General features: G+C 43.5%; 17 protein-coding genes. 11 read left to right on the top strand and 6 right to left on the bottom strand.

The features are described from left to right. Nucleotides 1-126 precede the first annotated feature (126 nt). A complete protein-coding gene (locus JMW39_RS06440) occupies nucleotides 127-2,058 on the bottom strand; it encodes an AAA family ATPase (protein ID WP_201544928.1) in 1,932 nt (643 codons plus the stop codon). A 274-nt stretch (nucleotides 2,059-2,332) separates the two neighbouring features. Between JMW39_RS06440 and JMW39_RS06435 the strand changes: the two genes are divergently transcribed. The 8 genes from JMW39_RS06435 (at nucleotide 2,333) to JMW39_RS06400 (ending at nucleotide 12,680) form a co-directional block, all read left to right on the top strand. Continuing rightward, nucleotides 2,333-3,859, top strand: a complete 1,527-nt coding sequence (locus tag JMW39_RS06435) for an aldehyde dehydrogenase family protein (protein WP_201544927.1) — start codon at nucleotides 2,333-2,335, stop codon at nucleotides 3,857-3,859. 119 nt (nucleotides 3,860-3,978) lie between these two features. Next, nucleotides 3,979-4,305, top strand: a complete 327-nt coding sequence (locus JMW39_RS06430) for a DUF779 domain-containing protein (RefSeq protein ID WP_201544925.1) — start codon at nucleotides 3,979-3,981, stop codon at nucleotides 4,303-4,305. A gap of 232 nt (nucleotides 4,306-4,537) precedes the next feature. Then, nucleotides 4,538-6,181, top strand: coding sequence for a GMC family oxidoreductase (locus JMW39_RS06425; RefSeq protein WP_201544923.1), 1,644 nt, complete (start codon nucleotides 4,538-4,540; stop codon nucleotides 6,179-6,181). Between the two features lie 534 nt (nucleotides 6,182-6,715). Beyond that, on the top strand, nucleotides 6,716-8,356 hold the full coding sequence (locus JMW39_RS06420; RefSeq protein WP_201544921.1) for an ABC transporter substrate-binding protein: 1,641 nt from the start codon (nucleotides 6,716-6,718) through the stop codon (nucleotides 8,354-8,356). A gap of 190 nt (nucleotides 8,357-8,546) precedes the next feature. Next, complete coding sequence (locus JMW39_RS06415) at nucleotides 8,547-9,563, top strand: ABC transporter permease (protein ID WP_183620690.1); 1,017 nt, start codon at nucleotides 8,547-8,549, stop codon at nucleotides 9,561-9,563. Nucleotides 9,564-9,714: 151 nt separating this feature from the next. Then, the gene (locus JMW39_RS06410; RefSeq protein WP_025650615.1) at nucleotides 9,715-10,629 is read left to right on the top strand and encodes an ABC transporter permease; all 915 of its coding nucleotides are present in this window, start codon (nucleotides 9,715-9,717) and stop codon (nucleotides 10,627-10,629) included. Nucleotide 10,630: 1 nt separating this feature from the next. Beyond that, nucleotides 10,631-11,719 carry an ABC transporter ATP-binding protein gene (locus JMW39_RS06405; RefSeq protein WP_265088446.1) on the top strand — a complete coding sequence of 363 codons (1,089 nt, stop codon included), beginning with the start codon at nucleotides 10,631-10,633 and terminating at the stop codon, nucleotides 11,717-11,719. After that, on the top strand, nucleotides 11,709-12,680 hold the full coding sequence (locus JMW39_RS06400; protein WP_201544919.1) for a peptide ABC transporter ATP-binding protein: 972 nt from the start codon (nucleotides 11,709-11,711) through the stop codon (nucleotides 12,678-12,680). The genes JMW39_RS06405 and JMW39_RS06400 overlap by 11 nt, the downstream gene beginning before the upstream one ends. Nucleotides 12,681-12,692: 12 nt before the next feature. On the opposite strand, the gene JMW39_RS06395 is transcribed toward JMW39_RS06400, so the two are convergent. After that, nucleotides 12,693-13,739 carry an NERD domain-containing protein gene (locus JMW39_RS06395; protein WP_201544917.1) on the bottom strand — a complete coding sequence of 349 codons (1,047 nt, stop codon included), beginning with the start codon at nucleotides 13,737-13,739 and terminating at the stop codon, nucleotides 12,693-12,695. A 225-nt stretch (nucleotides 13,740-13,964) separates the two neighbouring features. On the opposite strand from JMW39_RS06395, the gene JMW39_RS06390 reads away from it, so the two are divergent. Further along, a complete protein-coding gene (locus JMW39_RS06390; protein WP_201544915.1) occupies nucleotides 13,965-14,570 on the top strand; it encodes a YceI family protein in 606 nt (201 codons plus the stop codon). 163 nt (nucleotides 14,571-14,733) lie between these two features. Here JMW39_RS06390 and JMW39_RS06385 read toward each other — a convergent pair whose 3' ends face one another. The 3 genes from JMW39_RS06385 to serS all read right to left on the bottom strand — a co-directional run bounded on the left by JMW39_RS06385 (nucleotide 14,734) and on the right by serS (nucleotide 19,098). Next, a complete protein-coding gene (locus tag JMW39_RS06385) occupies nucleotides 14,734-15,054 on the bottom strand; it encodes a hypothetical protein (RefSeq protein ID WP_201544913.1) in 321 nt (106 codons plus the stop codon). A 440-nt stretch (nucleotides 15,055-15,494) separates the two neighbouring features. Further along, nucleotides 15,495-17,492 (bottom strand): transketolase, encoded by a 1,998-nt coding sequence (gene tkt, locus JMW39_RS06380; RefSeq protein ID WP_201544911.1) that lies wholly within the window; start codon nucleotides 17,490-17,492, stop codon nucleotides 15,495-15,497. A gap of 319 nt (nucleotides 17,493-17,811) precedes the next feature. After that, entirely contained in the window at nucleotides 17,812-19,098 is a 1,287-nt protein-coding gene (gene serS, locus JMW39_RS06375; protein ID WP_201544910.1) for a serine--tRNA ligase, read from the bottom strand. A gap of 512 nt (nucleotides 19,099-19,610) precedes the next feature. Here serS and JMW39_RS06370 point away from each other — a divergent pair. Continuing rightward, nucleotides 19,611-20,276 (top strand): YcxB family protein, encoded by a 666-nt coding sequence (locus JMW39_RS06370; protein WP_201544909.1) that lies wholly within the window; start codon nucleotides 19,611-19,613, stop codon nucleotides 20,274-20,276. Between the two features lie 372 nt (nucleotides 20,277-20,648). Beyond that, nucleotides 20,649-21,137, top strand: coding sequence for a Dps family protein (locus JMW39_RS06365; protein ID WP_201544908.1), 489 nt, complete (start codon nucleotides 20,649-20,651; stop codon nucleotides 21,135-21,137). 125 nt (nucleotides 21,138-21,262) lie between these two features. Here JMW39_RS06365 and JMW39_RS06360 read toward each other — a convergent pair whose 3' ends face one another. Then, nucleotides 21,263-21,961 carry a DUF2057 family protein gene (locus JMW39_RS06360; RefSeq protein WP_201544907.1) on the bottom strand — a complete coding sequence of 233 codons (699 nt, stop codon included), beginning with the start codon at nucleotides 21,959-21,961 and terminating at the stop codon, nucleotides 21,263-21,265. Between the last annotated feature and the right edge of the window lie 29 nt (nucleotides 21,962-21,990).

Below are 21,990 nucleotides of genomic sequence, written 5' to 3'. Positions count from 1 at the left end.
GGGCATAACAAAGCATCGCTATAAAAAGTATCACTATAAAGGGATATAAAAAGAGTGGCGCGCTACATTGAAAATTATCAGCGTGGTGACAGTATTCATTTAGAGATTTTTCTCACTGACTTGGTGCTATGGTGTAATAAAAATCAATGCCAAACGAATGGTATTATAGTCAATTGTTTGCTTAAGATGGTCAAATATCGGACGCAGCTTAATACTACCATCATCATTAAAGTCGTTCGGATTATTGGCGACTTTAATCGCTACATAAGCATTACCAACCGCCGTCATCACCTCGTCTTCTGGGCGCAAATGATCACAGGCAAGGCTTGGATCTTGAGATTTTAGATCGCCAATATGGCGCATAATGGTCGCCTGTGAAAGCTGACGCGCTTGAGAAATCTCCGCAATAGATAAGCTTTCTTCTAGTAGTATTCGTGTGGCGAGCAAGGTGCTGTCCGACTTATCAGAGACTTGATTGCCAAGTATTTGTTTTTTATCTAGCTGCGCTTGCTGTTGCTCACGGCGCTTTTTCTGTAGATTGGCATAAGCGTCAATGACTGATTTGCTGAGGGTTCCACCCGACTTTAGGATAAACTTCTCATGAGACTGCGTCATGCTTTCTTCATCGAGCATCGCATAATTGGCATCAGCCTCGTCAGACAGCGCTATAAAGCGTTTATCCGCGCCGCGTGCTAGCGGATCAAGTTGCAAACTCATGTCATTCATACCAAGCAGTTGCAGCCCTGCCAGCGATTTTAATCGTGATAATGCCACATAACCTTGGCCAAGCTCAAAGGTGCGCGACAAGTCAATCTCCGCCGCATCAAGGGTCATACCTTGCGATTTATGAATGGTAATCGCCCAAGCTAAGCATAATGGTACTTGTTCATAGCTTGCCAGCACGTCACCGGTCTCATCTTCGATAATCCATTCTTCCGGTTCAGCGATGACTTCACGACCAGAATTTAGCCTAACCACAGGCATTTTTTGCGTGCTTGGTTTTTTAACTTTTGGTTTATCTTTGTCTTTGGTAGTCTTTTTACCTTTGCCTTTTGTACTCTTATCAGTCTCACTTTCAGTGCTTTCACTATCGTCTTCTATCAAATCATCACTATTATCTTTATCATCATTAATTTTTACCGCAGCAAAACCAATCAGCTCGCCCATTGTGCCATTAGAGACGCCTAGCTCGGTATTGTTTTTAATAAACATTACCTTGGCACCGACTTTTAATACCAAATCATCTTGGGTACGGACGGTCTTTTTAAGGGTCTCAACCAGTTTACTATCGCCCGTAGACGTGGCGGTAAAGCGCATCATCTCGCCCTCTAACGCCGCAAGCTCTTTATCATTGATACTATTAACGTTGAGGTTATGGGTATAAAGACGCGTGCGTTTGATATCAACATTTTGATCAAAGGTCGCCTCTAAAGCTGTAATCGCTTCAAACGTCACTTCTTGACGGCGAATTTGATTGAGAATATCGTCCAAATCAAGTCCGCCATTAGCCGCCTCGCTCACCTGTCTGTGTTGCTCGGATAAATAGCAAATATGGAATTTAGCATCGAGCCACGCTTCCGACATAAAGGCAAATTTCTCGCGGTTGGTCTCGCCCTTACTACCAATCGGAGGTAACTGGAAAAAGTCGCCGGCAACGACGACCTGAATACCACCAAAGGCTTTGTCATTCTTACGTACATGCTTTAGGACTTGGCTGACCAAATTAATCTGCTTAGCATGCAGCATTGATATCTCATCAATGATGAGTACAGCCGTATCTTTTAAACGGTCTGCCAAAAACTGCTTACGTGATAAATTGCTTAAGTCGCGATCCGTTAGCTCATCCTTGATACCAATGCCCGACCAACTATGAATGGTCGTACCGTTCATGTGCGTGGCAGCGATACCCGTACTGGCAGTCACAGCCACAGGAACGCGGCGCGCGCGCAGATAATCAATATATTGATTGAGAGTATAAGTCTTACCTGAACCTGCTGAGCCAGTCAAAAACACGTTTTGACCCGTTTTTAAGATATCGAGAGCAGAAGATTGACGCATATATCCAAACCAATTTAGTTAATAGTAATAAGAAAAGGAGCTTAAGTACAAATTATGAGGGAAAAGCTGTCCACAATTATAACAGCTACGCCGGTTTTGCGAACCACTTTAACCCGCCAAGCTTACATAACCTAAAGTTATGTGATACAAAATATATCATTATAAAAAGTCATTATCGCTCAAAGCCAAAGCTCAGTACGATAGAGTCATAGCTTGGTCAGGAAGGCCAGGTATGTTTATCTACATAACCATAGTACACAACAAGGAATCGTTCATGTTATACGCCTATCCCAATACTGAAAAAAGTCCCGTCCAATTCCGCAAAAAATATGACAACTTCATCAATGGTGAGTGGGTCGCGCCACTCGATGGTGAATACTTTGACAACTCAAGTCCTATCGACGGTAAAGTCTTCTGTCAAATCGCACGCTCAAAAGAAGCAGATGTCGAAGCAGCTCTAGATGCCGCTCATGCTGCAAAAGACGCTTGGGGCAAAACCAGTGTCACTGAACGCTCTAATATGTTGCTCAAACTTGCCGACGGTATCGAAGCCAATTTAGAGGCAATCGCTATCGCCGAGAGTTATGAAAACGGTAAACCCGTACGTGAAACCCTCGCTGCTGATATTCCAATCGCCATCGACCATTTGCGTTACTTCGCTGGCGTTATCCGCGCACAAGAAGGCGGTATCAGCCAAATTGATGAAGACACGGTCGCCTATCATTTCCATGAGCCATTAGGTGTCGTCGGTCAAATCATTCCTTGGAACTTCCCTATTTTAATGGCGATTTGGAAAATTGCTCCTGCTCTTGCAGCGGGTAACTGTGTCGTCCTTAAGCCTGCCGAGCAAACCCCTGCTTCTGTTCTGTACATGCTTGACTTAATAGGCGCGGCGGACATTTTACCAAAAGGCGTACTAAACGTCGTTAACGGTTTTGGTGTTGAAGCTGGTAAGCCAATCGCTTCTAACCCCCGTATCGATAAAGTTTCCTTTACTGGTGAGACCACTACTGGTCGCTTAATTATGCAATACGCCAGTGAAAACATCATTCCAGTAACGCTAGAGCTCGGTGGTAAGAGTCCAAACATATTCTTTGCCGATATTATGGATGAAGACGATGACTTCTTAGATAAAGCCGTTGAAGGCTTGGTGATGTTTGCGCTGAATCAAGGCGAAGTCTGTACTTGCCCATCACGCGCCCTCGTGCACGAAAGCATCTATGATGAATTTATGAAACGCTGTATTGCGCGTGTTAAAGCCATCAAAATGGGTAACCCGCTCGATACCGATACCATGATTGGCGCGCAGGCCAGCTCAGATCAGTTAGAAAAAATCCTCTCTTATCTCGATATTGGTAAAAAAGAAGGTGCAAAAGTCCTTGTCGGCGGTGAACTTGCCAAACATGATGGCGACATGGCAAACGGTTACTATGTACAGCCAACCATCTTTGAAGGCACCAATGATATGCGCGTGTTCCAAGAAGAGATCTTTGGTCCTGTGCTTGCCGTCACCACTTTTAAAGACGATGAAGAAGCCATGGCGCTTGCCAATGATACCTTATACGGTCTAGGTGCTGGTGTCTGGACGCGTAACGGCACTCGCGCTTATCGTTTCGGTCGCGGCATTAAAGCGGGTCGCGTTTGGACCAACTGTTATCACCTTTATCCTGCGCATTCAGCGTTTGGTGGTTATAAGCAGTCTGGTATCGGTCGTGAAAACCATCTGATGATGCTTGATCATTATCAGCAAACCAAAAACATGCTCGTATCGTACAGTCCTAAAGCGATGGGCTTCTTTTAAATCTAAAAGCATGTTCTAATTTAGATAAATAAATGCAATCTATCGTAAGGTAGATTGCATTTTTGCTTTAATAAAGCAGCGATAAGAATAAGCTATTCATAAATGATAAGGAAATCATTATGAAAGTCATGGCGACAGAGTCCTGCAAAGCATTAATCGAATTACTAAAATCTAAGCATGGCGAGCTGATGTTTCATCAATCGGGCGGCTGCTGCGATGGTAGCTCACCGATGTGTTATCCATTGGGTGAATTTAAAGTAGGTGGACAAGATGTCCTCATCGGCGAGTTGGTTGGCTGTCCCTTCTATATGGGTAAAGCGCAGCATAAACTTTGGCAACATACGGATTTGACCATAGACGTGGTCGATGGACGCGGTGCCAGTTTTTCGTTAGAGATACCTGAAGGTAAGCGCTTTATCGTCCGTTCAGAAATAGGCGCGGTATAAAATGCTACTTTATTCACAATAAGCCATCAGTGTCATATCAGAACATTTTTATATTTTATTGGCCGTTGAATTTTTCATAACATTTTGAGCAATATAACTTTGCCAAATACCACTTAGTCATTTTTATTGCATTATTTGAGCAAAATAATAGATACTGTAAGACGGAAGCTATTTTAGAGGCTCGCTTTAATAAGCGCATTTTAATAAGCATGGATGCTATAAGGAAGATAACATGGAAGTTGATCCAAAGTTTGATTACGTCATCGTGGGTGGCGGTTCTGCAGGCTGCGTGCTTGCCAGCCGGCTGACAGAAAATCCAGACATCAGTGTCTGCTTATTGGAATATGGCGGTGAAGGCAAAGACCTCGCCGTTCGTGTCCCGGCAGGTCTGATACTTCTGGTACCAGGCAAGCCACTGAAATTGAACAATTGGTGCTTTCATACTACCCCGCAAGCGCATCTGAATAACCGGCGCGGCTTCCAACCACGTGGGCAATGCTTGGGTGGCTCATCAGCGATTAACGCCATGATTTATACTCGTGGTAGTGCGCTTGATTACGAGCGCTGGGTTGAGCAAGGCTGTGAAGGTTGGGGCTTTGACGATGTGTTGCCCTACTTTATAAAATCAGAAAACAATAGCCATGGCGCGGATGAACTACATGGTGACAGTGGACCTTTGCACGTCAGTGATTTATTAAGTCCTCGTGAGATATCAAAAGCATTTGTAGAAGCTGCCGTTGCCAATGGTTTAGATCAAAATGATGACTTTAATGGCAAAAAGCAAGACGGCGCAGGCTTATATCAAGTCACCCATTTTCATGGCGAAAAACAAGGTCAACGTTGCTCTGCGGCTGCCGCCTATCTACATCCAGTTCAAAGCCGACCCAATCTGACCGTCATTACCCACGCCCAAGCCAACCGAGTTATTTTTGAAGACAAACAAGCCGTTGGCGTCGCTTATGAAAAAGATGGCGTCGAGCATACAGTGATGGCAAACCATGAAGTGATTTTATCAGGTGGCACCTTTGGCTCACCCAAAGTCCTGATGTTATCGGGTATTGGTCCTGCTGAGCATTTGCAGTCTCACGATATCGATGTGTTGGTGGATGCGCCCGACGTTGGCGGTAACCTACAAGACCATTTAGACGTGGTCTTTGATTATGAGGTCAATACGACCGATGTCATCGGTATTGGTATGGCAAGCATTTCAACCTTAGCCAAGAGCATTCGGCAATGGAGAAAGGATGGCACGGGCCTGCTGTCTACCAATTATGCAGAAGCGGGCGCGTTTTTTAGCGTCGGTGATGACCCAAAAGAATGGCCAAATACCCAATTGCATTTTGTCATATCGCGCGTGATTGAGCATGGTCGTGATCTTAGACGCGGCTTTGCCGTCTCTTGTCATAGCTGCTATCTGCGCCCTGAAAGCCGCGGCACCGTCAGGCTTGATTCAGCTGACCCATCAGCGGCAGTGTTGATTGATCCAAACTATCTCTCACATCCCAAAGATATAGAGTATATGGTGGCAGGCGCTGAGCGTACGCGCGCCATCATGCAAGAAGCGCCCATCGCCAAATATATTACTGAAGACTACCCTGCCCCTTATATCGAAAAAGACGGCATGCTCGGGTATATTCGCAACAAGTCAGATACTATATATCATCCTGTTGGTACTTGCCGTATGGGTTCAGATGAAAACTCTGTTGTCGATTTAGAACTAAAAGTACGCGGTGTCAGTGGATTACGGGTTATTGATGCGTCTGTGATGCCGACCTTGATAAGCGCCAATACCAATGCGCCAACGATTATGATTGCTGAAAGAATGGCAGATCTGATTAAGGCAAAGCATAATCATATTGAGCTAGCCGCGTCATAAAATACGTTAGGATGGGATAAGCAGCTTATTATGGCTGCTTTTCTTTAACAAGCTTATCTATTTAAAACTTTATATTCGATAAAATGAAAATAAGCTGATTGTATAAAATGCGGCTCATATTTTTTCGTTGCTATCTTTAGGACTTATTTAGACCATCCTATATTAGCAATCTATGTTCTGGTTTTTAGAATACGGAAAAAATCGATAAGCTGTGCTAGCTTACTGAATTCAATGGCGAATAGTAAATTTGGTAATAAAGATATTAAAACGAAACGTTTTCTATCAAAATTAGTTTATAGATGCCTTGCATTAGCACTGTTTAACAGAGTATATTTAAACGACTTATTTATATCAGTATTTTTGCAAAACTGACTGACGGTTTATAGAACCTGACGCATTTTTTATTTGCTTATCAATAATACGATATAAACAATTGCTTTAAAGGGAATTAAAAGTACGTCAAGCATATTTATGGTTCGCAAACGAACTTATAAAGCTGCTTGGCAACTAATTATAATTACATAGGATGTAATAATGCAAAAATCACTTTTCAAATTGACCCTGTTGGCGACAGTTATCTTAGGTATAAGCGCCTGCAGCGGCGACAACAAAACCACTGACGGAACTGCTGCCAGCTCAGACGCTAAAGCCGCGAAAACCTTACTTTATTGCTCAGAAGGCAGCCCTGCTGGCTTCGATCCCGCACAGTATACGGCAGGTACGGATTTTGATGCGAGCGCCTATCCTATATACAACGGCTTGGTAGAATTCAAAAGAGATGGCACTGAGATTCAGCCAGCCTTAGCCGAAAGCTGGGATATTAGTGAAGACGGCAAGACCTATACCTTTAATCTACGTAAAGGCGTCAAATTTGGTAAAACCGATTACTTTACCCCAACCCGCGATTTTAATGCGGACGACGTGGTCTTTACGCTAGAACGTATCACCAATCCTGAGTTTGAATTTAATAAAGCTTATCCTGCTGAGTTCCCGTACTCTGTCGGCATGGGGTTGCCTGATCTCATCTCTAATATCGAAAAAGTGGATGAAAATACCGTAAAAATTACTCTAAGTGAGACCAATGCGCCGTTTCTGCAAAACTTAGCGATGGCTTTTGCTTACATCGATTCTGCTGAATATGCAGACAAGTTAATGGCTGCTGGTAATGCAGCTGATATCAACACCAAACCAGTAGGTACCGGACCTTTCGTCTTTACTTCCTATCAAAAAGACGCCCAAATTCGTTATAGCAAAAATCCAGATTATTGGAATAAAGACGATATCCATATCGACAATCTTGTGTTTGTTATCACCAAAGACTCAGCGGTTCGTGCGCAAAAAGTGCAAGCTGGCGAATGTCATGTGTCCGCCTATCCAAAACCTGCCGAAATTGAGTCTATCAAAAAATCCGGTAAGGTCACGGTTCTTGATCAACCAGGCTTCAACGTCGGTTATGTCGGCTATAACGTTGAAAAACCAAAGCTTAGCGACCTTAAAGTTCGTCAAGCATTAGATATGGCCATCAACAAAGACGCTATTATCAACGCCGTTTATCAAAGTGAAGGGCTTAAAGCAACCAACCCTATGCCACCAACGCAGTGGGGTTACGATAAATCGATTAAAGATGCGCCTTATGACGTCGAAAAAGCCAAGTCTCTTATGAAAGAAGCAGGGGCGGATAAGCTTGCCATCAACCTCTGGTATATGCCAGTTCAGCGCCCGTACAATCCAAATGCCAAACTTATGGCTGAAATGCTACAAGCAGATTGGGCGAAGATTGGTGTTAATACCAAGCTGGTCACTTATGAGTGGGGCGAGTATCTAAACCGCGCCGCTAAAGGTGAGCACGATGTCATTTTAGCAGGCTGGACCGGCGACAATGGGGATCCAGATAACTGGCTTGGTACCTTATTATCTTGTGATGCGGTCGGTGGCAATAACTACTCACGCTGGTGTAATAAGGATTTTGACAGTTTGGTGACTAACGCCCGTCAGATTACCAATCAAGATGATCGCGTTACTGACTACGTAAAAGCTCAGCAGATATTCAAAGAGCAATTGCCTTGGACAACGATGGCGCATTCGGTGGTGACGGTATTCACCGCACCAAACGTCGTCGATTATAAAATCAGTCCGCTTGGCTCAATACGCTTCGATGGTGTAAAAGTTGAATAATCTTAACTGATGAAGTCCGGTACGACATGCACGATTGTTTAATTGCTATTCGGCTGGGTCAGATACTCTGCTCCAGCCGTATTTATATCAGTTAAGCGCTTTGTTAAGCATTCTGTCACCGATACTCTCATCACTGCCAACATTCTAATCATTAACTTAAAACCATTGAACCACAACTATTGAGCAGCCCATGCTACTTTATATTTTGCGTCGTATTGCCATTCTCATTCCTGTCTATCTTGGCTTAACGCTATCTACTTTTACCCTGATTCGGCTCGTCCCTGGAGATGCCGTCGAGATTATGATGGGTGAGCGTATGGTCGATCCAGAGCTCCATGCTCGTGCCTTAGAAAGGCTAGGATTAGACAAACCTCTTATTGTCCAATATTGGGATTACTTAACCGGCATATTGACCGGAGATTTTGGGGCGTCCTTTCGTACCCGTACCCCGGTACTACAAGACTTCTTTGCCCATTTTGTACCAACCTTAGAGCTAGCATTGTGTGCCATTGTCATTGCCAGTGTCATTGGGGTTAGCTTAGGTATTTTTGCAGCGCTGCGCCGTGGTACATGGATTGATTACACCTTGATGTCAGGCGCGCTGGCTGGCTACTCCATGCCCATCTATTTATTGGGACCTATCCTGACCGGTATATTTGCCCATTATCTAGGTCTATTACCCGTCGCCGGTGTCATATCTGTCGCGCAGTTTTTGGATGTCAAACCTTTATATGGTTCGTGGCTGCTTGGCTCTTTAACATCAGGCGAACCTGGCGCATTTTGGGACGTGGTAAAACACTTTATCCTACCGTCTATTGCTTTATCGACCATTCCACTCGCGATGATTGCGCGGATGACGCGCTCGGCGATGCTAGAAGTATTAGATGAAGACTACGTGCGTACCGCGCGAGCAAAAGGCTTATCGCCGCGCCGCGTGATATTGGTACACGTGATGCGCAATGCCTTGATAACTGTGGTGACGGTGATTGGCTTACAAATGGCAACCTTGCTTGCTGGCGCTATTATCACTGAGACTATCTTTAGTTGGCCGGGTGTTGGTAATTGGCTACTCGATGGCTTCTTTACCCGTGATTATCCTATTGTGCAAAACGGTATCTTATTGGTCGCCACCGCCTTGATTTTGGTTAGTTTATTTATTGATATTTTGTATGGTCTGATCAATCCGCGTATCAGACATACTTCTTAATTTAACATTGATAAATACTCATATTATAAATAGTGGCTATTGTTGTTTGCATGGTTTTGAGTAATCTTTTAGCAAATGCTTAATATCTATTAAGGCTAAAACTCTAAAACTTTAAATATTAGCAAAGCGCTAGTCACTGTAGGAAATGCTCATGAAGCCTTCTGTTCTTCCCTCTGATCTTAAGCTGATGGCCGCCACACCGCCGTCATCTTGGCAGCTATTTTTATCGACATTTTGCCGCAATAAAGGCGCGGTGCTTGGTTTTATAGTACTGGCCTTGATGGTGATTATAGCCATACTTGCGCCTGCCCTTGCACCCCATGACCCTTATGAATTGTTTACCGGTCAAGAGCAATTGCCACCAGCATTTTTAAGTGGCGGCGATACGATGTTTTGGCTTGGGACTGATGATGCCGGTCGAGATACCTTATCTCGAGTGATGTATGGCGCGCGTTATTCCCTATTTATCGGTCTTAGCGCGACGACCCTTGCCATGTTAGTCGGCGTCTCGTTAGGGCTTAGCGCCGCATTTTGGCCAAAGGTTTGGGGCAAAGCGGTGATGTTGGTCAATGATATTTTGATGTCTTATCCAAGCTTGCTATTGGCGATTATTATTGCGGCTATCTTAGGGCCGTCTATGACCAATACCATCATTACCATTGCCTTGGTTTGTACGCCGCCTTTTATTCGTCTGACACGCGCTACCGCCATGGTAGAGCTACAACGTGAGTACTTTGTTGCCTCGCAAGTCATGGGTGCTGGCGTGCTACGCTTATTATTCATCACCATTTTGCCCAACTGTATGGCACCGCTCATCGTCCAAGCAACGATGATTTTCTCTTCGGCTATTTTAGAGGCAGGGGCGATTGGTTTCTTAGGCTTTGGCGTACAACCACCAGATGCCGAATGGGGCGCAATGCTAGGGACAGCGCGCCAATATATTCAAAGTAATGTTTGGCTCGCTATTTGGCCGGGTGTCGCTATCTTCTTAGCTGCCTTGTCGATTAACCTGACTGGTGATGGCTTACGCGATGCGCTAGATCCCAAATTAAAGCAGGTGACCTAAGATGACTGATACCTTAAATAAAACAGCGCTTACCAATACCTCTATGAATGGCTCGTTAATAAAACAAGCACCACTGTTGTTAGATATTGAAAATCTTTCGGTCACCTTTGGTCAAGGCGCGCGTGCTTTTCGCGCGGTAGATGATGTGTCATTGAAAATCACCCAAGGCGAAGTCATCGCTGTCGTCGGTGAATCAGGTTCAGGTAAGTCCGTCACCATGATGGCGCTCATGGGGCTCTTGCCACCTTCTGCCACAGTGCGTGCCAAGCGGGTGATGTTTGATAATAAAGACATGCTGGGTATCTCTGCCAAAGAGAAACGCGGCATCATTGGCAAAGACATTTCTATGATTTTTCAAAATGCGATGTCTTGTCTAAATCCAAGCTTTACCGTTGAGATGCAGTTAGGTGAAGTACTGCGCAAACATCTTGGTTTACGTGGTGCAGCAGTACAGGCGCGTATCTTAGAGCTGCTAGAATTGGTTGAGATGCCTGATGCCAAAAACCGACTTAAGGTATATCCGCATCAATTATCGGGTGGTATGAGTCAGCGGGTCATGATTGCAATGGCAATTGCTTGCGAGCCAAAACTGCTTATCGCCGATGAGCCAACCACGGCGCTTGACGTCACGGTGCAAGCGCAAATCATGGACTTGCTCGGGCGCTTACAACGCGAAAAACAAATGGCAATGGTGCTTATCACCCATGACTTGGGTTTGGTCGCGCAAAACTCACGCGATGTCGCCGTTATGTATGCCGGACAAGTGGTTGAAACCAGTACGGTACCAGAGATTTTTCAACATCCTGCTCACCCTTATACCGAAGCTTTGCTACAAGCCATCCCTGAGCTGGCTATCGGTCAAGATAGACTCAATAGCTTGCCGGGTGTGGTGCCCAGCCAATATGATCGCCCAAGCGGTTGCTTATTGTCTCCGCGTTGTCCATATAAAGAGCCTGCATGTGAAGTACCGCCGCCCATTTTAGATACGCCCAATGGCAAAGTGCGCTGTATTCACTCTGAATTGCCTAATCTACCTTCTCGCACCTCTACCCCTCACCCTGCTACTTTGGAGTCACAGCATGAGTCATAAAGTGGTCTTAAAAGCAGACAACCTACACAAGCATTACCCGGTATCACAAGGATTGGGCAAGCCTAAGGCTTATGTTAAAGCCCTAAACGGTATCTCGTTTGAGCTTGAAGCGGGAAAGACGCTTGCAGTCGTTGGTGAGTCAGGCTGCGGTAAATCAACGCTTGCCCGCCAGCTAACGCTCATCGAATCTCCTACTGATGGTCAGCTGTTTATCAATGATGAAGGGACGACCGACTACAGCAGAAAAGCGCTAAAAGACTTGCGTACCGAAATTCAAATGGTCTTTCAAAACCCTTATGGTAGCTTAAACCCGCGCCATACTGTCGGTTATCAATTGACCGAACCATTAGATATCCATACCAAACTATCAAAGGAAGAAAAGCGCGACAAGATTAATGAGATGATGAGAAATGTTGGTCTGCGTCCAGAGCATGCTGGCCGTTATCCACACATGTTTTCAGGGGGTCAGCGCCAGCGTATTGCCCTTGCCCGCGCTATGATGCTGAATCCAAAGATTGTCGTCGCTGATGAGCCGACCTCCGCGCTAGATGTATCGATTCAAGCACAAGTATTGAATCTATTTATGGATTTACAGGACGAATATCATACTGCTTACGTCTTTATCTCGCACAACTTATCTGTCGTGCGCCATGTGGCAGATGATGTGATGGTGATGTACTTAGGTCAAGCGGTCGAACACGGACCCAAAGAGGCGATTTATAACGCACCAAAACATCCGTATACCATCGCTTTATTAGCGGCTGCACCAACTGTGAACGGCCATAAGAACGACTTAACGCTACAAGGTGAGCTACCAAGCCCGCTGAATCCACCGAGTGGCTGCGCCTTGCATAAACGCTGCCCATATGCCAAACCACAATGCAGCGAAGTAGAGCCACAACTTCGAGAATGGGATGGTCGCTTGGTGGCTTGTTTACGCTTAGAAGAAATACATGGTTAAGGTGACTAGTGGCTAATCAATATTCACCACACCTCGACACTTAGGAAATTGACAACAACCAAAAAAGGTCTGACCTTGGCGAGCACCTTTTTTGGCAACGCGTTTAACCATCTCGCTATTGCACTTAGGGCAATTTGGCGCTTGAGCTAAAATAGTTGGTTGGTTTATTGGCTTAATTGTCGGAGCTTCATTCAGTTTTAGCTCAGACTCTACAACCTTAAACGGGGTGATAAAAACCTTGTCATTATTAAGCGGTTTATTGCTAAGCTGCTCATTATTAGGTTGTTCATTGCTAAACTGAATATCGATAGACGGCGTAATAGCTATGTTAGCCTGCGCCACTTCTGTTTGACCAGACCATCGCGGCACTTCTCTGCTTTGAAGGGTGGTTTTTTTAGGAGGTTCTTGTACTATTGGCTCAGACGCAGGCTGATTAGCTGGTTTAGTCACTGCTTTAGCATTTGGTTTATCACTAGCTTGCTTATTTGACGGGCTATGCTTGTCTTTTAAATAGGCTTTATGCTGCCTATTGGTTTTCAAAGATTTACTAAATCTGTTGCTTTCAATCTGCTCAACGATAGCTTTCACTTCATCTTGGGTTAATAACTCATGTTGTTTTTTCTTAACATAAGATGCCATGCCGCTCGTCAATACATGCTCTGGTAACTCATCTCGAGTTTTAAGCTCGCACTCACCAATGAACGCAATCATCGAATGGAAATAACTCAAATCTAGCTCTAACAAATCTGCTAATGTTTTGATATGCAGATAATTCTGCCTGAGTGGGTTTTGAAATTTATACTTACGACCCATGATGACCTGCGTCCACTGTATTTGCTTCTCATTACCGAATATCCAGCCTTTATAGTTTTTGGTTTCGATGACAAAGATGCCATACATAGAAACGATGACATGGTCGATTTGGGTACTGCCACCATTTACCAATGGCAAAGTGATATTATTCAGGCGATGATAAACATCTTTTTCAAGTTTTAACCACATGGCAATGTTAATGACGGTTTCGCCTAAAACACCTTTAAAGCTGGACATTAGCGACATGATTGTTTCTACTATATAGAGAATTACATTATTTATTTTAAGCGATAAGCCCTTACTAATGCTTACTTTTATAACAACCCATAACTTTAATAATACATTGAAACAGCACAGTTGTAGTACTCTATCGCATTATTATTTAAGCTATAAAGCTCAGCACTACTTTAAAACCACTTTAAAAGTACTTTCAATACTGACGACTTTATTACTACCCTTTGGATCATACGTATGAATACACGCGCCGCTTCTTGGCTTAAAATCACGTTAAGCACCTCTTTATTATTCTCCTTACCAGTAATGGGGCTGGCCGCGAACACGATGCCACAAAAGTGGAAGCTAGATGTACCAAAGACCAATGTGGATTTTGAGGTCAAGTACTTAGGCAAGGCGACCACCGATGGTAAGTTCCGTAAGGTAAATGGCGCCATCAATTATGATGTCAAAAAACCTGCAAGCACGACCATCAATTTTACCGTGCATACCAATAGTATCGACACCGAGCGTGGTCTACGCGATGCTTTTTTGCGCCGAAAAGAGCTGCTAAATACGCAGCAATATCCGACAATGACGTTTGTCTCAAAAAAAGTCACGATGATTACGCCTAAAGAAGCCAATGTGACCGGTGATTTTACGGTTTTAGGGCAAACCAAACCGTTAACAGTGAGAGTTACTTTATCCGATGTCGAAATTGACCCTGCAACCTCTCAACCGACGTTAAAGTTTCGCGCGACAGGTATGGTCGATCGCTATAGTTACGGGGTGACAGCCTTCCCAAAACTTATTAGTAATATCATCCCACTTGAGATATCAGGTAAGCTGATTGCTGCTAATTAATTAAGTGACAAAAAACCCAACTTAGAATCTTCTAAGTTGGGTAGATAACACAATAGATTTTTAATACGCTCTTTTACAGAAACGCTCCATTATTTAGAATCATTATGACCTGAAAAATAAATCGAAAACCTATTAAATATTAAAACCATATTTTTTAAAGTTTTTAGTACTGCCATATTTGATCTTCTGCTATACCAGCTTTGTCTATTTTATTTCTTCTTTTCTGAATTTTGGTATCTATTTTTTCTTGCTTTTTCATTGCTTTTTGGTTGATATCGTCTATCATTCCTTGAATCTTCTTATCAACTTTGTGTTGTTCTTTTTGACGCTGTTTATCTAACTTTTCTAGCTCTTTTTGACGCACCTTGTCTACTTTATCTTGCTCTTTTTGACGCTGCAGATTCAGCTTACTTAGCTTTTTTTGAACCTTTTTACTTAACGTAATATCATCTTTCGCTTGTTTTTTAACCGATTTATTCGACATGATAACTCTCCTGAATCATATTATATAAGATATTTAGATACTTGATGGTAAGTGAATCTTCATGTCTAATCAACGTCCCAGTACAAAACAGGTACACGTCCTTAAGCTCGCTTTAAATTAGCAAACCAGATAGAACACTAATAACGGCTCACTATAGAACATCCTATTAAGCTTGGTTAAAATCGAGAATTAATTAATATCAATTATTTCGAAGTTAAAACCATATTCATCATTAGCTTAGCGCGGAGTCATTTTCGGAAATAAATACATTCTTTGTTCTTTTCATATTTATGCATTGGGGCGCGGGTCGCACCTTACGTTACAGCTTAACAATTCGTTTATAATTATTGAAAACTAAAAATCAAACCATAAAAAAGAACTGCCAGATGACTCTAGCAGCTCTTTGATAAATTCAAAAACTAAGCCTAAGCCTTGATTAATCAGACCAAACTATTTACCGCATCAACCACTGCATCAGTGGTAATACCAAACTCTTTATACAACTCATCAGCAGGCGCGGATTCACCATAAGTGGTCATACCGATGACTTTACCATCAAGACCGACAAACTTATACCAGTAATCTATATGCGCAGCTTCTACAGCGACGCGAGCACGGATATTGGCTGGCAATACAGCTTCACGGTAGCTAGCATCTTGCTCCACAAAGATTTCTGCACATGGCATAGAGACCACACGGACGCCAACGCCATTTTCGCTCAACGTTGCATATGCTTCCATGGCTAAACCAACTTCTGAACCCGTGGCGATGATGATTGCTTGTAGCTCGCCTTGCTCTTTGGCTAGGACATAGCCGCCTTTAGTGATGTTAGCGACTTGCTCAGCATCACGTGCTTGATGTGGCAAGCTTTGACGGCTAAAGATAAGCGCCGATGGATTGTGTTCAGACTTAATCGCTTCAACCCAAGCGCTAGCAGATTCAGTTGCATCACACGGACGCCATGTGCGTAGGTTTGGCGTGGTACGGAGGCTGGTCAATTGCTCGACCGGCTGATGCGTAGGACCATCTTCACCCAAACCGATAGAATCATGCGTATAAACATGAATGACACGTTGCTTCATGAGTGCGCCCATACGTACAGCGTTACGTGCGTATTCCATAAACATCAGGAAGGTTGCCACGTAAGGGATAAAGCCGCCATGAAGCGCGATACCATTGGCAATAGCCGTCATACCAAACTCACGCACGCCATAATAGATATAGTTGCCGTCAGCATCTTTCTCAATGCCTTTCGCGCCTTTAAATAGCGTAAGGTTCGAGCCAGCCAAATCTGCTGAACCGCCTAACAGCTCTGGCAATAATGGCTGCAAAGTATTAATGGCATTTTGACTGGCTTTACGACTGGCAACATCACCGCCCTGCTCTTGCGTTTGCTGAATATAGGCTTGTGCTTGCTTGTCAAAATTCGCAGGCAATTCGCCATTTAAACGACGTAGTAATTCGGCTGCCAATTCTGGATAAGCCTTTTTATACGCTTCAAAGTCGGCATCCCAGTTCTTTTGTTGTACATCGCCTTTCGCTTTAGCATCCCACGCTTCGTAGATTTCATTATCTAATTCAAATGGTGCATGCTTCCAAGATAGCGCATCGCGGGTTAAGACAATTTCATCATTACCTAATGGTGCACCATGGCTAGCCGCTAAGCCTTGCTTGTTTGGGCTGCCCGCACCGATCGTAGTTTTACAAATAATTAAGCTTGGCTTAGTGGTTTCTTTGATCGCTTGCTCAGTGGCTTGCGTAATCTCATCGGTATCATGACCGTCAACTTTAATCACCTGCCAACCATAGGCTTCAAAACGCGCTTGCGTGTCGTCAGTAAACCAGCCTTCGACATTACCATCGATTGAGATGCCATTGTCATCATAAAAGAATACCAGCTTGCCAAGACCTAACGTGCCAGCCAAGGAGCAGACTTCATGGCTGATACCTTCCATCAAGCAGCCATCGCCTAGGAATGCATACGTATGGTGGTCGACGATGTTATGACCATAACGGTTAAACTGCGCGGCAAGCGTCTTCTCTGCAATAGCAAAACCAACGGCGTTAGCAATACCTTGACCTAATGGACCAGTCGTTGTCTCAATACCTGGGGTATAGCCAAGCTCAGGATGACCTGGGGTTTTTGAATGTAATTGACGAAAACCTTTTAGGTCATCAACGCTGACATCATAACCCGTTAAATGCAGCAATGAATAAATGAGCATTGAGCCATGACCGTTTGATAACACAAAGCGGTCACGGTTATGCCATTGTGGATCAGCTGGGTTGTGCTTTAAAAACTTACGCCACAAAACTTCAGCAATATCAGCCATGCCCATCGGCGCGCCTGGATGTCCAGAGTTGGCTTTTTGAACCGCATCAAACGACAACACGCGGATGGCATTGGCTAATTTACGTTCGCTAATTGGAGCTGGCATAGAGTGTCCTAATATTCAAATGAGAAGTATGGATGACAAGCAAAAAATCGATGGAGCAATAGACATGAAACAATAGAATAATAGTGCGATAAACGCTCTTAAGAATTAGGGGTTTAATTAAATGACAATATTAAATGACAATTTTAACATATTTGCCATAAGCCAAACTAAAAATGCGCTGACAGAAGCGTTTGCATTTAGCAATCACTCCTATCAGTTTTGTTAAACGACAAACAATGTTAGATTGCTAATTATAAACTGCGAGTACTTATGTTAACTCGCCGCTTATTGTTGAAAATTATGATAGATAACTGACTTATTAAGCGCTAATGGTTTCAACACCACCCATAAATGGACGCAACACTTCAGGAATGGTGATGCTGCCATCAGCGTTTTGATGATTTTCCATCACCGCAAGTAAAGTACGACCAACGGCCAAACCTGAACCATTTAACGTATGAGCTAAACTGGTCTGCTTGCCATCTTTAACACGCGTGCCCATACGGCGTGCTTGGAAATCGCCACAATTAGAACAACTAGAGATTTCACGATAGGTATCTTGGCTCGGTAACCATACTTCGATATCATAAGTCTTTTGCGCAGCAAAGCCCATATCACCCGTACATAATTTGACCACGCGGTACGGCAGATTAAGCTGCTGTAAGATATATTCTGCTTGTCCTGTCATCGCCTCAAGCAACTCATCTGATTGCTCAGCTGTAGCAATATTGACCATCTCAACTTTTTCAAATTGATGCTGACGGATCAGACCACGGGTATCACGACCGTGCGAGCCGGCTTCACTACGGAAGCAGGGCGTATGGGCAGTGAACTTTAACGGCAGCTCTTTAATATCTAAGCGCTCACCACGTACCAAGTTGGTCATCGGTACTTCCGCCGTTGGAATCAGATAAAAGTCTGTGCCATCGTTATTGGTATGATTGGTCAGTTTAAATAAATCATCTTCAAACTTCGGCAATTGACCCGTACCTTTTAAACTTTCAGAGTTCACAATATAAGGAACATATGTCTCAGTATAACCGTACTTAATGGTATGGGTATTGAGCATAAACTGAATCAAGGCGCGATGCATTTGCGCAAGCTGACCTTTTAATACATTAAAACGGCTACCGGTCAATTTAGCTGCCGTTTCAAAGTCGAGCATACCCAGTGTCTCGCCGATATGAGTATGATCTTGAATTTCAAAATCAAACGCGCGCGGCGTTCCCCATTTGCGTACTTCGACGTTATCGTCTTCTGACGTACCAACTGGCACATCTGCTGCTGGGATATTGGGAATTTGCATTGCTGCTTGGCTAATACGCTCTTGCAAGGTACGCAGCTCATCTTCGGCTATTTTAATCTCGCCACTGACACTTTGCATCTCAGCCAACAGCGCGCTGGCATCTTCGCCCGATTTTTTTAGCGCACCCACTTGCTTGGCACCCGCATTACGTCGCGATTGCAGCTCTTCAGTTTTGACTTGCAAGGATTTACGTTCGTTTTCAACATTTTGCCAAAACGCCATATCAAGCTTATAACCACGAGTAGCGAGCTGCTGTTGTAAATCAGTTAAATCACCGCGTAAGAGTTTTGGGTCAATCATAATAGTTGCCTGTAGCGCTAAAAGTGAGTAAGAAATTAAAAGAGAAAAATAGTAGCCAAGTATAAGTAGCCATGTAATGAGGTAAAACAAAAAATAGCGTGCAAAGCCTTATAATATCGTTATAAAGCTGCGCAATGACGCCATGTGAATCATAAGAATAAATAATAGTCACTATCATACCAAGACCCAGCAGATTTGACCATGTTTTGGCTATATTTCGGCTAAATCTCGCCTGTTCTTTACGGCAGCTTTGCTAAGTAAAGACGCCATAATATAAGCCGCATAATTCTCTTATTAACCAAGCCCTCTGATTAACCCTCCCATAAATAACAATGCTATCTGAGAAATAACCCTGCTATCCGTCAACAGACCCGCTTATATGTTTCATTTAAGAGCAGTTTTCGGTAAGATAAGCGCATATCTTTATTCTACTGCCAGCCAAGCACGGCATCGCAGCTTCGCTTTGGCGCTTTTCATCCCACGCTTTTAATCTAAGTATCTGAGAAACCTTTATGGCCCTGTACCCCTACACGCTACAACCTGTCGCCTTAAACTTAACTGAGGCTGAATTTCACCAAGCACAGTATGAGCTATTTGCCAGTGCCAGCCCCTCTTTTGGCCTGTCCAGCATTAAAATGAAAGAGTGGATTATTATGGCAGTGGCTGTCATTTTAGCCCTTGCTGGTCTGGTTTTTTTGACCGGTTACTCGACCATTATTTTTTGGCTTATGCTAGCGTCTGTGGTTATTTATTTATTGGTTCGTACCCTTGGATTTAAATGGTATGTCAAAAGAGAGTTTGAAAAACAAGTCGCTGACCAAGAAATGCCTGATGAGATGCGCCAGATGAAATTGGGGGTGCAAAAGCACGGTCTAGTGATGGCAATGCCGGTCAATCAGCCTGATATGTTTAATAGCAATCAGATGCGCGGCATGCAAATGCGTCCCGGTAGCACTCAGCAAGCAGTCATTCCTTGGAGTGCCATTAAAAGCTGGGATGAGACTGATGATTATATCTTTATGATGTTTGAGATGAAAGGTCAGCAAGGCAGCCAAATCGTTCCGAAACGCTTACAAGCGCAGAAATTTCCAATCGATACGGTACGTCAGCATTTACTAGAAGTGATTCCTGCTAAAGGCTTAAACCCTGAGAATCTGCAACCGCCTGCAAAAATATAAATCGCCTGCTAGGTTGTTAGCATGACTTGTTAGCCTTGTAGGATAGCTTGAATTGTATAATATAGATTGAATAGCCAAAACTAAATAATAAAGACGCCGTGGTTTAGGTAAATCAATTAGATACTTCGATTAATTGAATTTAACTTATCATGGTTTCTTTGCTATTATAATAAGCATCAATAGACAACGTGTAGAAGAGATAAAAAATATAGAAGATAGATAACGAGCATGGCAATGAATGATATGACTTGCTACACTCTTAGTCTTCTATATTTAACTTAATGCTTTTATACTCATCTGAGTAGGGCAAATACTAAGTCTATAAAAATAAACAATCTATTAAATGAACACTCAAACTATAAGGATAATATTATGAGTAATACTAATAATGCAACCAACCAAATCGGTCTAGAAAAAGCAGATATGAGCGAAGTGATTGCGAAGCTAAACGATTTATTATCAAGCTATCATATGTTCTACATCAACGTACGTGGCTATCACTGGAACGTAAAAGGTGAGCATTTCTTCACCTTGCACCCACAGTTCGAAGAGCTGTATACCAATTTGCAAGTAGAAATTGATGAAATCGCTGAACGTATTTTAACCTTGGGTGGCACGCCGCTTCATGCTTATAGCGACTTTAGCCAACATACTAGCATTCAAGAAGATAAAAACGTAAAAGACGGTAATGCTTGTGTGAAAGGCGTTGTAACTGGTCTACAAGCGCTGATTGAAGAGCAACGTGAAGTGTCAGCGTTAGCACAGAAAGCTGAAGACCAAGGTACGGCTGACTTAGTTGATGAGTACGTACAACAGCAAGAAAAGCTGATTTGGATGTATAACGCCTTTTTGGCTAAATAACTGCTGAAGAATCAGTTATCACTAAATTACTGTTTCTAAAAACGTCATTAGTGAATGAGTAAGTAAGAAAAAAGCACCTAATTTAGGTGCTTTTTTTTGCGCTGTATTTGCCAATTAATTACTTTTTACTTCTGAATCCACTGACGCATTTTCTCACGCTCAGCTGGGGTTGCTTGGAGCCAAATTTGCATAAACTGATCTAAAGTATTGGTAGATGCCGCAGCGCTTGTGGTTTGCGAAATCGTGGTCACTGCGCCTGTATTTACAGTGCTGGCAGTAGGTTGACCTAAAGCAGCTATTGCACGTTGGTTTTGTAGCTCGGCATCATCAGCGCCACCAAATACCCCGCCCAATGTTTTACCCAAACCTGACAACAAACCACCTTGATTACCGCCTAGACTCTGCTGGCTTGCCACGATAGTGTTATTCTGCTGCACTGCTAATGTCGGACGCTTTGCATACTCTCTTGCCGCTTCATATTTTTCTGGCTGATTTGGCATAGTGAGACGGTAGGTTTGATTGTCTTTCAATTCTGCCGTCACACTCACATTACCTGAGCGCAAATAATCGTGCTCATCACGCGGCAAATTGTATAAACGATCATATTTAGCGGTAATCGCATGCTGACCCGGCTCTAAGGTAAACGACTTCTTCAATGGCTGAAACGCGCTTTGCTGGATTTCTTGGCCATTAATCGCAGTCACTTTGATATGGTCATCGACAAGCAAGGTCACTGCAGCATGCGATAACATCGATACTGAGCCAGCAGTCATTAGTAACGAGCCAACAGTCAGTTTTTTTAGCAAAGAAGCGTTTGGTTTCATAATTTATTCCAGAGATAGTAAGGTGGCGG

The sequence above is a fragment of the Psychrobacter immobilis genome (assembly GCF_904846175.1).
In the GTDB taxonomy this organism is placed as follows: domain Bacteria; phylum Pseudomonadota; class Gammaproteobacteria; order Pseudomonadales; family Moraxellaceae; genus Psychrobacter; species Psychrobacter immobilis_E.
The sequence above is the reverse complement of the archived record's forward strand: the minus strand, read 5'-3'. Positions and strand labels throughout refer to the sequence as shown.